This window comes from Comamonas sp. Y33R10-2 (genome assembly GCF_019355935.1).
In the GTDB taxonomy this organism is placed as follows: domain Bacteria; phylum Pseudomonadota; class Gammaproteobacteria; order Burkholderiales; family Burkholderiaceae_C; genus Comamonas.
Genome location: NZ_CP079925.1, coordinates 3148509 through 3161431, shown reverse-complemented (window position 1 = coordinate 3161431; position 12923 = coordinate 3148509). Strand labels below are relative to the sequence as shown.

The window sequence follows — 12923 nt, the reverse complement described above, 5'->3', positions numbered from 1 at the left end:
GGGGAACAATGCCCACGATAGCACGATGGGTGTCTACTAACTTTTGGCAAGCTGCCCCATGAGGGGCAGCCCTATCATCAAATACCAGCTTTAAAGTTCGCTTTTTTAAGAAGCGACTCGTATTGCTGCGACATCACGTAGTTCTGCACTTGCGCCATGAAGTCCATCGTTACGACCACAATGATCAGCAGCGATGTACCACCAAAGTAGAACGGAACGTTGTACTTCAGGATCATGAATTCGGGCAACAAGCACACGAAAGTAATGTAGATCGCACCAGCCAGGGTCAGGCGAACCAGAATCTTGTCAATGTAGCGCGCTGTTTGCTCACCAGGACGAATCCCGGGGATGAAAGCGCCACTCTTCTTCAGATTGTCGGCAGTTTCCCGGCTGTTGAAGACCAGGGCCGTATAGAAGAAGCAGAAGAAAATGATCGCGGCAGCATAAAGGATGACATAGATTGGCTGACCGGGGGTCAACGTGCTCGAAATATCCTTCAGCCAGCGCATGGATTCTCCTGCACTGAACCAATTCACCACCGTAGCAGGCAGCAAGATGATGGACGAAGCGAAGATGGGAGGAATCACACCTGCCATGTTTAGCTTCAGTGGTAAGTGCGAAGACTGACCACCGTACACCTTGTTGCCGACTTGTCGGCGTGCGTAATTCACCAAAATCTTACGTTGGCCTCGCTCGACATACACGACGAAATACGTCACGGCTGCCACAACGAGAACAATGAAGATTGCTGCCAGAATGCTCATGGCACCGGTTCGCACCAGTTCCAGCAGACCACCAATGGAGCTCGGTAGACCTGCGGCGATACCGCCGAAGATCAGTATCGAAATACCGTTGCCCAGACCACGTTCTGTGATCTGTTCACCGAGCCACATCAGAAACAAGGTACCAGCCGTGAGGCTGACCACCGCAGTCATGCGGAAGCCAAAACCAGGGTTCAGAACCAAGCCTGCCGAGCTTTCCAGAGCAACAGCAATTCCCAAAGACTGAAAAAGTGCCAGGCCCAATGTGCCGTAGCGGGTGTACTGGGTAATCTTGCGACGACCCGCTTCACCTTCTTTTTTCATCTGCTCAAATGTAGGGACCACGTAGGTCATGAGCTGCATGATGATCGATGCCGAGATGTACGGCATGATCCCCAGTGCAAACACTGTGAAACGCGAAAGCGCTCCACCCGAGAACATATTGAACAGATTGAGAATGCCGCCCTGCTGGCCAGAGAACAGCTGCTGCAGCTGCGCTGGATCGATGCCCGGAACAGGGATATGAGCCCCGATACGGTATACGACCAGCGCAAGCAACAGAAAAACTAGACGACGACGTAGGTCACCGAATTTTCCAGTCTTTGCAATTTGAGCTGCGCTAGTAGCCACGGATGTCTTCTTTCAGAACTTTAATCAGGCGATGCTGCCACCGGCAGCTTCGATGGCGGCTTTAGCGCCGGCGGTAGCGCCGATGCCGTTGAGCTTGACAGCCTTAGTCAGTTCGCCACGCTTGATGATCTTGACGACCTTAGCGATAGAACCAACCAGACCAGCTTGCTTCAAAGCAGCCAGATCGACTTCAGCCAAATTGAGCTTATCCAGCTCAGTCAGGCTCACTTCTGCATTGAACTTCAGCAGATGCGACTTGAAGCCACGCTTGGGCAGGCGACGCTGCAAAGGCATTTGACCGCCTTCGAAGCCTACCTTGTGGTAGCCACCCGAACGCGATTTCTGACCCTTGTGACCACGACCGGCAGTCTTACCCAGACCAGAGCCGATACCGCGACCAACGCGACGCTTCGCGTGCTTGGAGCCCTCTGCAGGCTTGATGCTATTGAGTTCCATCATCAATCCTTTCAGAGAACTTTCACCAAGTAGGCGATTTTGTTAATCATGCCGCGCACTTCAGGGGTGTCCTGCAGTTCGCTGACGCTGTTCAGCTTACGCAGACCCAGGCCACGCACAGTCGCGCGATGCGACTCTTTGGTGCCAATGGGGCTACGAACCAGCTGAACCTTGACAGTTTGTTGTGTTGTCATGTGCTGGTCTCCGATCAGGCGGTGAAGATGTCTTCAACCGACTTGCCGCGCTTTGCTGCCACGTTCGCAGGGGTCGTGGAGTTCTTCAAAGCGTCGAAAGTTGCGCGAACCATGTTGTAGGGGTTCGACGAACCATGGCTCTTAGCCACGATATCGGTGATACCCACCACTTCAAAAACAGCGCGCATTGGGCCGCCAGCAATAATGCCGGTACCCTTTGGAGCTGGGTGCAATTCAACCTTGGCTGCGCCGTGATGGCCCTTCACCGAGTGGTGAATGGTGCCGCTCTTCAGTGCAACCTTCATCAGGTTGCGACGGCATTCTTCCATCGCTTTTTGCACGGCAGCAGGCACTTCTTTCGACTTGCCCTTACCCATGCCAACGCGGCCGTCACCATCGCCAACCACGGTCAGTGCAGCGAAGCCGAGAATACGACCACCCTTCACAACCTTGGTGACGCGGTTAACCGCGATCATTTTTTCGCGCAGACCGTCGTCATTGCCCTGGTCTTGCACTTTGGGGGAAAATTTTGCCATTTTCAATCCGCTCCGCTTAGAACTGCAGGCCCGCTTCGCGAGCGGCCTCTGCCAAAGCCTTCACGCGGCCGTGGTATGCAAAACCGGCGCGGTCGAAAGCGACTTTCTCAACGCCAGCAGCCTTTGCCTTTTCAGCAATACGCTTGCCGATCAGTGTGGCTGCAGCCACGTTGCCACCCTTGCCAGCGGCGCCGATCAGGGCGCGCACTTCGACTTCTGCAGTGGAGGCCGAAGCCAACACCTTGGTGCCGTCTTCCGAAACCACGGAAGCGTAGATGTGGAGGTTCGTGCGATTCACGCTCAAACGCGCAACGCCTTGCTGTGCAATGCGGATACGTGTTTGACGCGAGCGACGCAGACGCTGCTCTTTCTTGGTCAACATAATGCAGCTCCTTACTTCTTCTTGGTCTCTTTGATCGTGACCTTCTCATTCGCATAGCGAATGCCCTTACCCTTATAGGGCTCGGGAGGACGAACGGCACGGATCTCAGCAGCCAATTGACCGACCACTTGACGGTCAGCACCCTTAATCACGATTTCAGTCGGAGTGGGGGTAGCAATAGTGATGCCAGCAGGCATCTCGAAGTTGACGGGGTGTGAGAAGCCCACTGCCAGGTTCAGCTTGGAACCTGATGCAGCAGCCTTGTAGCCCACGCCAATCAGCGTCAGCTTCTTCTCGAAGCCTTCAGTCACGCCCTTAACCATGTTGTTGACCAACTGGCGGAAAGTACCGGCCAGAGCGTCAGCTTCACGGGAAGTATTGGCGGGAGCGAAGGACAGCTTGCCGTCGTTGTTGCCGATGTTCACCAAGGCGTTCAGAGTCAGGGACAGATCGCCGCCCTTACCCTTAACCTTGATGGAGTCAGCGTTGATAGACACATCCACGCCAGCGGGGATGGTCACAATAGCTTTTGCTACGCGAGACATTTCAGTATTTCTCCTTAATGTCCGTTAAGCCACATAGCACAGCACTTCGCCGCCGATACCGGCTGCACGTGCTTTGCGATCAGTCATCACGCCCTGAGGTGTGGTAACGATGGCTACGCCCAGGCCGTTTTGGACCTGAGGAATTGCGTGACGACCCTTGTAAACGCGCAGGCCGGGACGGCTCACACGTTCAATACGTTCGATCACTGGCTGACCGGCGTAGTACTTCAGGGTAATTTCGAGTTCGGACTTGCCACCGTCGGCCTTCACTTGGAAGCCGTCGATATAGCCTTCTTCCTTCAACACCTGCGCAATAGCAACCTTCACTTTGGATGAAGGAGCCGACACAGTAGTCTTAGAGACCATTTGTGCGTTGCGAATGCGTGTCAGCAAGTCAGCGATGGGATCACTCATGCTCATGTTTAATCTCTCCTGCTTGCTTACCAGCTGGCCTTGGTGACACCGGGGATGTCGCCAGCAAAGGCCAATTCACGCACCTTGGCGCGACCCAGACCGAATTGACGGAATGTGCCACGAGGACGGCCAGTGATCTCGCAACGGTTACGTTGACGAGTGGGGTTCGAGTTACGGGGCAGCTTCTGCAGACCCAAGCGAGCGGCATCGCGCTCTTCGTCGGAACGCTTTGCGTCGCCGGCGATTGCCTTGAATTCTGCATACTTGGCAGCAAACTTGGCTGCCAGCTTTTCGCGCTTGATTTCGCGCTGAATCATTGCTACTTTAGCCATGCGCCACCTCAGTTCTTGAAGGGGAATTTGAACGCTGCGAGCAGTGCTTTGCACTCTTCGTCGTTCTTCGCTGTTGTCGTGATGCTGATATTCAGACCACGCAGAGCGTCCACCTTGTCGTACTCGATTTCAGGGAAGATGATTTGTTCTTTGACGCCAACGTTGTAGTTGCCGCGACCATCGAACGAACGGCCCGAAATACCACGGAAGTCACGAACGCGGGGCAGAGCCACGGTCACGAAACGGTCCAGGAATTCGTACATTTGAACGCCACGCAGGGTCACCATGCAGCCAATTGCTTGACCTTCACGGATTTTGAAACCAGCGATAGCCTTCTTGGCCTTAGTCACCACAGGCTTCTGACCAGCAATTTTGGTCAGGTCAGCCACGGCGTTGTCCATCACCTTCTTGTCGGCCACGGCTTCGCTCACACCCATATTCAGGGTGATCTTGCTCAGGCGAGGCACTTCCATAGCGGAGGTGTAACCGAACTTTTCTTTCAGTTCAGCCGCGATCTTTTCGCGATAGAGTTTTTGCAGTCGTGCCATGTGTTACTCCTCAAGCGGCCTTGATTTCAGCGCCGCTGGACTTGAACACGCGAACACGTGCGCCGTCGGCGTTGACCTTGATGCCCACGCGATCAGCTTTGCCGGTCGCTGCATTGAAGATAGCCACGTTGGATTGGTGAATAGGCATAGCCTTTTCAACGATACCGCCGGTGGTGCCCTTCATGGGGTTTGGCTTGGTGTGCTTCTTGACGAGGTTGATGCCGTCCACGAGAACGTGGGAGTCATCCTTACGCAAAGAAACCACGCCACGCTTGCCCTTGTCACGGCCGGCCAGCACGATAACTTCGTCGCCCTTGCGAATCTTGTTCATGGTGCTTTCCTTTAGAGAACTTCAGGGGCCAGCGACACGATCTTCATGAACTTTTCAGTACGCAGTTCACGAGTCACGGGGCCAAAGATGCGGGTGCCGATAGGCTCCAGCTTTGCGTTCAAAAGAACTGCGGCATTGCCGTCGAACTTCACGAGCGAACCGTCTGCACGACGGATGCCCTTAGCGGTGCGCACCACCACAGCACTGTAGATCTCGCCTTTTTTGACGCGACCACGAGGAGCTGCTTCCTTGATGCTCACCTTGATGATGTCGCCAACGCTCGCATAGCGACGATGTGAACCGCCCAGTACTTTAATGCACTGAACAGATTTCGCACCGGTGTTGTCGGCAACCTCTAATCGAGATTCTGTTTGGATCATTTCAATATTCCCAACTTGCTCCAGCAAACAAGAGACAGCCCCAGAGTCTTCTCAAGGGCTGATCGAGCAGCCAGTCAGTCTTGGGCCCGTCGTCCACACCGCGAACCATTTCGCAGTGCTTTTACTGGGCAGAACACTTCACGGTTTTACACGTGAAGCCAGCGATTATCGCAGCAATTCCTTTGTACGTCAAGCGCTTAGCTTGGAATACCCGCAACAGCTGCATCGATAAATGCAGCGTGCTCCAACCCCTTCAACCATGCACTCAAAACGATAGCAGAGCTCATCTATAAATCATTGATTTGAAAACAAAAAGCACCTGAAACCATTGAGATTCAGATGCTTTACGCTCATGTTTTAGAGTGAGGTCTTGGTCAAGCTGCTGTTGCAACTCGACCACGCTTTTATAGCCATGCAAGCGACTACGACTGAGTGGGCAGATATTGCTTAGCTAGTGCTATGAAGTCATTGAGTTGGGCATCACGCTGCAGCTCTTCAACCAAAATAACGGCCACACGAGGAGCAATCTCGGCAGCCTTGCGGGCGTCAAGGAATAACAGGCGACTACGGCGCGCCAGCACATCCTCAACGGTGCGCGCGTATTCATACCGAGCTGCAAAGCGAACCATGGCTTCAGACAAACCATCCGCCAGCCAGTTCTGCGCACCAGGCAGCGCTGCGACCTCGGCAGCTTCTGTTCCATAAGAGTGCAGGCCTTGAGGCTGATTCATACGATGTGTCACCTCAGCTTCTGATGGTGCACCGACCAAGGGCATATTCACGGTCACACCTGCGGGGCGCATGGGCAGGCGGCCAATCTCGAAGCATTCAGCCAGCACGTCTTCGGACATGGCCCTGTAAGTCGTCCACTTACCGCCGGTGACCGTGACTAGCCCGGTCTTGCTAGCCATCACCGTGTGCTCACGGCTGATCTTCTTGGTGTTCTCGCCGTCATCGTCTTGCGGCTTGACTAGCGGGCGCAAGCCCACCCACATGCTGCGCACATCCGCCAGAGTCGGCTGGCGGCTCAGGTATTTACCGGCTTCGCTCAGGATGAAGTTCAACTCTTCAGGGAAAGGCAAAGGCTCTCGCGCCAAGTCATGGCGGGGCGTATCTGTCGTACCCAAAATGACTTTACCCAACCACGGCACCGCAAAAAGTACGCGGCCATCCGCCGTCTTTGGCACCAGCAAAGCGTGATCCGACGGCAAAAACTCACGATCAACAACCACATGCACGCCCTGACTGGGCGCCACCATCGGCTTGACGGGCTTGCCCTGCGCCTCAGCATCTTGCTGGCGAAGCAGGTCTACCCAAGGACCAGTGGCATTGACCACACACTTGGCGCGTACGGTGTAACTCTGGCCCGACTCCGCATCGCGGCAGACCAGACCTGCAACCTGCTTGTCTTCGTAGATCAGCGTTTCAGCAGCGCAGTAATTAACAAGCAAAGCACCCTTAGCAGCGGCCGTGCGGGCCAGCGCCAGCGCCAAGCGGGCATCGTCAAACTGACCATCCCAGTATTTGACGCCGCCCTTGAGGCCTTTTTGCTGCACCGTCGGCAGGTATTGAATGGTCTTGGCGCTGGAGAGAAACTCCGTAGAGCCCAGACCCGCCTTGCCCGCCAGCGCGTCATACATCTTCAGGCCGATGCCATAAAAAGGCGTATCCAGCAGCTTGTACGAGGGCATGACAAACGCCAGCGGCTGCGCCAAATGCGGCGCGTTGTGCAGCAGCGTGGTGCGCTCATGTAGCGCCTCTCGCACCAGCGAGATATTGCCCTGCGCCAAGTAGCGCACACCACCATGAACCAGTTTGGTGGCTCGCGAGGAAGTTCCCTTTGCGAAGTCCATAGACTCCAGCAACACTACCTTGAAGCCACGCGCTGCAGCATCCACGGCCACTCCCAGCCCAGTAGCTCCGCCCCCTACGATCGCTAGATCGTAGGTTTCAGGCTGGGCCAAGCGCTCCAGCAATTGCGCGCGTGTGGTTGTCAAGGGTTGAGTGGGCTGTTTCATGGAAGATTTCTGCAGCGGCATGTTTGACTTCAGCCCATATCACGCTGTTGCGTCACGCAGAGCCAAGCAAAGAACAAATTTCAGATCATGTATTTTCGCTCTTTTTCGTTTTCACTGCACTCACCCCTAGAAACAATGATTCGTTTTTGCGCGATTTAATGCCTTCTTCGCTCAAAAACAGGGCTACCTTGTGGTTTCACGCCATCACTTCAAAGTAGCTCAAAAGCCAGAAAATCTTCACATTCAGCTATCTAGATTTGCGATAACTAAGCAACGCGCATTCATTTTTGTTTCTTCTCGCGCAAATCCATAGAAAATCCCCCTATTCAAGGTTCGTTTGGATTCGTCCACAATCCGGCAGCCGGCAATGTCGTAAATCACTATAACTAGTCAGAAGCCATGAACAGCAACCCCCGTCAGTTACAGCTTGTCGAAGAAGTCCGCGCTCGCCAGTCCACCTCGGTGGAGCATTTAGCCGAAACTTTAGGAGTCACGCTGCAAACCGTGCGCCGCGACATTCAAAAGCTGGCAGATGCAGGCTTGCTGGTGCGCTTTCACGGGGGCGTACGCGTGCCCAGCGCCACGGTGGAGAACTTGGCCCACACCCAACGCCAGGTGCTGCACGCCGACGGAAAAATGCGTATTGCACGTGCTATTGCCGAGGCGATTCCCAATGGCTGCTCGCTTATTCTCAATATCGGCACCACGACGGAAGCTGTGGCTCAGGCTCTGCTGCATCACAAAGGCCTGCGCGTCATCACCAACAACCTCAACGTGGCAGCCATCCTCAGCAGCAATGCGGATTGCGAAGTCATCGTGGCGGGCGGCGTGGTGCGCACCCGCGACCGCGGCATTGTGGGCGAGGCGGCGGTGGACTTTATGCGCCAATTCAAGGTAGACATTGCCGTCATCGGCATCTCAGCCATTGAAACTGATGGCAGCCTGCGCGACTTTGATCTGCGTGAGGTGAAGGTGGCACAAACCATCATCGGCCAGTCGCGTGAAGTGTGGTTGGCTGCCGACCACAGCAAGTTCAGCCGCCAAGCCATGGTTGAGCTGGCACGCCTGAACCAGATTGACCGCCTGTTTACCGATGTGCCGCCCTCCGCCCCCTTTGACGCCCTGCTGCGCGACGCTGAGGTGCGCTGCACGATTGCGCAATGAGCACGTCCAGTTACGTCATTCGCCCTGCCCTGCTTGCTGACGCGGCGGGCATTGCCGAGCTGCTGCACGGTATTGGCTGGTTCAAGGCCTATGAAAACCACAGCATCGCCCAGAACCAGCAGGCCGTAGAAGCTTTGCTGCAAAGCACCCAAACCGCGCCTGAGCAAAGCCTATTACTGGTGGCTGAAGACAGCCAGAAGCGCGTCCACGGCTATTGCGCCGTGCATTGGCTCCCGCTTGCCGTGCTTCAAGGCTGGGAGGCCTATTTAAGCGAACTATTTATTGCTGAGGCCGCGCGCGGCGCAGGTTTAGGCCAGCAATTGCTGGATGCCGCCACACAAGCGGCACGCGACAAGGGCTGTGTGCGCATCTGGCTGGTGAACAACCGCGAGCGCTCATCCTATGTGCGCGGCTTTTACTCTCAACAAGGCTGGAGCGAACAAGCCGAAATGGCGCGCTTTGTGCTCCCCCTCTCAACGACAGACCCATCATGACTACCTATCTGCTCGCCCTGGATCAAGGCACCTCTAGCTCGCGCTCCATCGTGTTTGATACGCAAGGTCGTATCGTGGCCTCTGCCCAGCAAGAGCTGCCGCAAATCTACCCCCAGCCCGGTTGGGTGGAGCATGATCCACGCGAAATCTGGCGCAGCCAGCAAGCCACAGCCAAAGAGGCGCTGGCTAAAGCAGGTCTAAAAGCCAGCGATATTCGCAGCATAGGCATCACCAACCAGCGCGAGACCACCATCGTCTGGAACCGCAAGACCGGCGCGCCGATTCACCACGCCATCGTCTGGCAAGACCGCCGCGCCGAGCCCACCTGCGTAGAACTACGCGAAGCCGGCCACAGCGATAGCATTTTGCAAAAGACCGGCCTGCGCATTGATGCCTACTTCTCGGGCACCAAACTCAAATGGCTGCTGGACAACGTGCCCGGCGCACGCGCCGCCGCACAAGCGGGCGAGCTGGCCTTTGGCACGGTGGACTGCTGGTTGATTTGGCAACTCACAGGCGGCAAGCGCCATGTGACGGATGTGAGCAACGCCAGCCGCACCATGCTGTTCAACGTACACAGCAATCAGTGGGATGCTGACTTGCTGGCCCTGCTGGACATTCCTGCCAGCCTGATGCCCGAGGTGCTTGCATCAGCCGCCGACTTTGGCCAGACCGCTGATGATGTGCTGGGCGGCAGCATCAACATCGGCGGCGTGGCCGGTGACCAGCAATCTGCCCTCTTCGGCCAGGCATGCTTTTCCGCTGGCATGGCCAAGAACACCTATGGCACGGGCTGCTTCATGCTCATGCACACTGGCGGCAACTTCCAAACCTCGGCCAATGGCCTGCTGACCACCAGCGCCGCCCAAACCAGCAGCACCCCCCAGTTTGCGCTGGAAGGCAGCGTCTTCGTCGGCGGTGCCGTAGTGCAGTGGCTGCGCGATGGCCTGCAAGCCATTGAGCACAGCGGCCAAGTGCAGCAACTGGCCGAAAGCGTGCCCGACAGCGGCGGTGTGATGATGGTGCCTGCCTTCACCGGGCTAGGCGCCCCATATTGGCAACCCGACGCACGCGGCACTATTACCGGCCTGACACGCGGCACTACCGTAGCCCACATTGCCCGCGCCGCGCTGGAATCCATCGCCTATCAAAGCGCCGCCCTGCTACAAGCCATGAGCCGCGACGCCGTAGCCAACGGCGGCCGCGCCGTGAGCGAACTACGTGTGGATGGCGGCGCCAGCGTGAACAATTTGCTGATGCAGTTCCAAGCTGACCTGCTGGGCATTCCCGTGGTACGCCCCGCCTGCGTGGAGACCACGGCCTTGGGCGCCGCCTATCTGGCGGGGCTGTCTAGCGGCGTCTATCAAAGCACCGAAGAGCTGTCTTCGCTATGGAGGGCAGATCGCCGCTTCATGCCCACGCTGAGCAAAGACCGCGCCAACACCTTGATGCAGCGCTGGGAGCAGGCGGTGCGCCAAACTACGGCGCTATGAAGGCCTAGAGCAATCCTACTCATCCAAGAAACGAAACCTGCCTGAGCCTTCTCGCGCTCAGGCTTGCATCCGTTTTTTGCATATCAACGTTTCAAGGAAACGCCACCAACACAGGGAAAACAAGCAGCGGCTCTGTACCTCGCTCTTTTTAGCATTTCGTATCGAGAAAAAAGAGAGCGATTGATGCAAGCAGTGTTTTCCATGGTGGCGGCTTTATTGACCGCCAGCCTCCCCGCGTACGCCCAAGACCCTGCGCCAGCCTTCCCCGATAAGCAGATCAAGTTCATTGTTCCCGTGACTGCCGGGGGCGGTGTGGATACGGCTGCCCGCCTCGTTGCCAATCAGCTCAAAAGTCGCCTGGGTCAGGCTGTTATTGTGGAGAACAAGCCTGGTGCCGGAGGAAATATCGGCCTGCGCCAATTGGCGAGTTCGACACCCGATGGCTACACCCTCGCCTTTGTACCCAACAGCTTTACGATCAACCATAGCCTGATGCGTAACCTGCCGTTTGACACATTCGCGAGCTTTGCGCCCGTTATTCAGATTGCAAAAGCGCCCGTCTTTGTCGCTGCTCGCGCAGATTTCCCGGCCTCAACCCTGCAAGAAGTTGTCAGCCTCGCAAAAAAACAGCCCGGCACCATCAGCTTTGCGGCTTGTGACACGGGCTCGGCACTGCATCTATCTGCCGAGTACTTCAAGCAGACAACAGGCGCCCACATCAACCATATCCCGTTCAAAGGCTGCGCTGATTCGGTGCCAAATGTCTTGGGCGGGCAAGTTGATTTGCTATTCATTTCTTACTCCAACATCCAAGGACATCTGCAAAGCAAGCGCCTGAAACCACTGGCTGTTGCGGCGCCCGAACGAGTCAGCTATGCATCCAGTATTCCGACTGGTGCAGCACAAGGCGTCGCGGGCTTTGACATGGAAGTCTGGTACGGCGTACTAGCCCCAGCCAAAACACCACAGGCCATTCTTGATCGCCTCAACAAAGCATTGAATGAAGTTCTTGCCCTGCCAGAAGTGCAGCAAGGCTTGAGCAAAAGCTATCTGACAGTCGCCGGGGGAAGTGCCGCGCAATTCGAGCAAATCATTCGCAATGACGTCAACCGTTATGCACAGGTGGTGAAAAAATCCGGCATCAGCATTGACTGAGTTAACGTTGCGTCAAGCACCATAAAAAAGAGATGCCTAGGCATCTCTTTTGCATTCAAGCACTTGCAGTACTTAGCGCTGATTAGTCATCATCGCCCAGTAGCGCCTTGTGGATCAGCGCGCCGATGATGGCTCCGACAATAGGGGCCACCCAGAACAACCACAGTTGATCCATCGCGATAGCGGGGCCAAACAAAGCAGGGCCCGTGCTACGAGCCGGGTTGACCGAGGTGTTGGTTACGGGGATGGAGATCAGGTGAATCAGCGTCAAGCACAGGCCGATGCTCATGCCCGCAAAGCCCACAGCGGCCTTCTTAGTGGTGGAGCCCAAAATGACCAGCAAAAAGACTGCCGTCAACACCACTTCCGTCACCAGAGCTGCACCCATGCTGAACTTGCCGGGCGAATGCTCACCAAAGCCGTTCGAAGCCAAATCCGTCACATTAGCACCGGCCTTGCCAGTGGCAATGAAGTACAGAGTCGCTGCGGCAGCAATCGCACCCAGCACCTGAGCAATGATGTAGCCAGGTAACTCAGCGACCTTAAAACGACCGGCCACGGCCAGCCCCACCGAAACGGCGGGGTTGAAGTGACCACCAGAAATGGGGCCGAACGCATAAGCACCCGTCAACACCGTCAAGCCGAAAGCGAAGGAAACGCCCAGCAGGCCAATGCCCACGCCGGGAAAAGCTGCCGCCAGCACTGCGCTGCCGCAACCGCCGAAGGTGAGCCAAAAAGTACCCAGAAACTCTGCCGACCATTTTTTGACATTGGATGCCATGATTGCCCCCTGATTTTGATGAATGCCGTCCATGCCACCCCACGCAGCGCAGAACGAGACGTAGGCATCTTAAGAAAGGGCTTGTGCAAAGCACAAGATACAAATGTCAACAATCCACGACATGTTTGGCAAACAAGGCTGCTGACGCTATGCGCCTCTTTGCCTGCCTGCACGACGAATCCCGATACAAAACGCCTTATTTGCCGTGGTCCTGAGGGCAAGCCTTGGCCCTTGTCTGGTGAAAGTTACTGACAACACGACAAGCTGTTTTCCGACGATCTGTAATCGTTTGACTACGGCGCAAGCAGC

At 56.0% G+C, this 12923-nt stretch carries 17 protein-coding genes; 4 read left to right on the top strand and 13 right to left on the bottom strand.

The window, feature by feature from the left end; genetic code table 11:
- Positions 1–77: 77 nt before the first annotated feature.
- The 12 genes from secY to KUF54_RS14150 form a co-directional block, all read right to left on the bottom strand.
- A complete protein-coding gene (gene secY, locus KUF54_RS14205) occupies positions 78–1391 on the bottom strand; it encodes a preprotein translocase subunit SecY (protein ID WP_099735462.1) in 1314 nt (437 codons plus the stop codon).
- A 24-nt stretch (positions 1392–1415) separates the two neighbouring features.
- A complete protein-coding gene (gene rplO / locus KUF54_RS14200) occupies positions 1416–1847 on the bottom strand; it encodes a 50S ribosomal protein L15 (protein ID WP_219343423.1) in 432 nt (143 codons plus the stop codon).
- A gap of 11 nt (positions 1848–1858) precedes the next feature.
- Entirely contained in the window at positions 1859–2041 is a 183-nt protein-coding gene (gene rpmD, locus KUF54_RS14195) for a 50S ribosomal protein L30 (protein WP_099735461.1), read from the bottom strand.
- 14 nt (positions 2042–2055) lie between these two features.
- Positions 2056–2577 carry a 30S ribosomal protein S5 gene (rpsE, locus tag KUF54_RS14190; protein ID WP_099735460.1) on the bottom strand — a complete coding sequence of 174 codons (522 nt, stop codon included), beginning with the start codon at positions 2575–2577 and terminating at the stop codon, positions 2056–2058.
- Between the two features lie 16 nt (positions 2578–2593).
- Positions 2594–2959 carry a 50S ribosomal protein L18 gene (gene rplR, locus KUF54_RS14185; protein WP_219343422.1) on the bottom strand — a complete coding sequence of 122 codons (366 nt, stop codon included), beginning with the start codon at positions 2957–2959 and terminating at the stop codon, positions 2594–2596.
- A gap of 11 nt (positions 2960–2970) precedes the next feature.
- The gene (gene rplF, locus KUF54_RS14180) at positions 2971–3504 is read right to left on the bottom strand and encodes a 50S ribosomal protein L6 (RefSeq protein ID WP_219343421.1); all 534 of its coding nucleotides are present in this window, start codon (positions 3502–3504) and stop codon (positions 2971–2973) included.
- Between the two features lie 24 nt (positions 3505–3528).
- Complete coding sequence (gene rpsH / locus KUF54_RS14175; protein WP_219343420.1) at positions 3529–3924, bottom strand: 30S ribosomal protein S8; 396 nt, start codon at positions 3922–3924, stop codon at positions 3529–3531.
- 20 nt (positions 3925–3944) lie between these two features.
- Positions 3945–4250 carry a 30S ribosomal protein S14 gene (gene rpsN / locus KUF54_RS14170; protein ID WP_219343419.1) on the bottom strand — a complete coding sequence of 102 codons (306 nt, stop codon included), beginning with the start codon at positions 4248–4250 and terminating at the stop codon, positions 3945–3947.
- 8 nt (positions 4251–4258) lie between these two features.
- On the bottom strand, positions 4259–4798 hold the full coding sequence (rplE, locus tag KUF54_RS14165; protein WP_191722409.1) for a 50S ribosomal protein L5: 540 nt from the start codon (positions 4796–4798) through the stop codon (positions 4259–4261).
- A 10-nt stretch (positions 4799–4808) separates the two neighbouring features.
- Complete coding sequence (gene rplX, locus KUF54_RS14160) at positions 4809–5129, bottom strand: 50S ribosomal protein L24 (protein WP_219343418.1); 321 nt, start codon at positions 5127–5129, stop codon at positions 4809–4811.
- Between the two features lie 11 nt (positions 5130–5140).
- Entirely contained in the window at positions 5141–5509 is a 369-nt protein-coding gene (gene rplN, locus KUF54_RS14155) for a 50S ribosomal protein L14 (RefSeq protein ID WP_099735453.1), read from the bottom strand.
- Positions 5510–5931: 422 nt separating this feature from the next.
- Positions 5932–7527, bottom strand: a complete 1596-nt coding sequence (locus KUF54_RS14150; RefSeq protein ID WP_219343417.1) for a glycerol-3-phosphate dehydrogenase/oxidase — start codon at positions 7525–7527, stop codon at positions 5932–5934.
- A 399-nt stretch (positions 7528–7926) separates the two neighbouring features.
- Here KUF54_RS14150 and KUF54_RS14145 point away from each other — a divergent pair, with 399 nt between their 5' ends.
- The 4 genes from KUF54_RS14145 (at position 7927) to KUF54_RS14130 (ending at position 11833) form a co-directional block, all read left to right on the top strand.
- Positions 7927–8691: a DeoR/GlpR family DNA-binding transcription regulator gene (locus KUF54_RS14145; RefSeq protein WP_219343416.1), complete on the top strand. Its 765-nt coding sequence runs from the start codon at positions 7927–7929 to the stop codon at positions 8689–8691.
- Positions 8688–9185, top strand: a complete 498-nt coding sequence (locus KUF54_RS14140) for a GNAT family N-acetyltransferase (protein WP_219343415.1) — start codon at positions 8688–8690, stop codon at positions 9183–9185. Before KUF54_RS14145 ends, KUF54_RS14140 begins: the two co-directional genes overlap by 4 nt.
- A complete protein-coding gene (glpK, locus tag KUF54_RS14135; protein ID WP_219343414.1) occupies positions 9182–10678 on the top strand; it encodes a glycerol kinase GlpK in 1497 nt (498 codons plus the stop codon). Before KUF54_RS14140 ends, glpK begins: the two co-directional genes overlap by 4 nt.
- A gap of 183 nt (positions 10679–10861) precedes the next feature.
- Positions 10862–11833 (top strand): tripartite tricarboxylate transporter substrate binding protein, encoded by a 972-nt coding sequence (locus tag KUF54_RS14130; RefSeq protein WP_219343413.1) that lies wholly within the window; start codon positions 10862–10864, stop codon positions 11831–11833.
- A gap of 82 nt (positions 11834–11915) precedes the next feature.
- On the opposite strand, the gene aqpZ is transcribed toward KUF54_RS14130, so the two are convergent.
- Positions 11916–12614, bottom strand: a complete 699-nt coding sequence (gene aqpZ / locus KUF54_RS14125; protein ID WP_219343412.1) for an aquaporin Z — start codon at positions 12612–12614, stop codon at positions 11916–11918.
- Positions 12615–12923 lie beyond the last annotated feature (309 nt).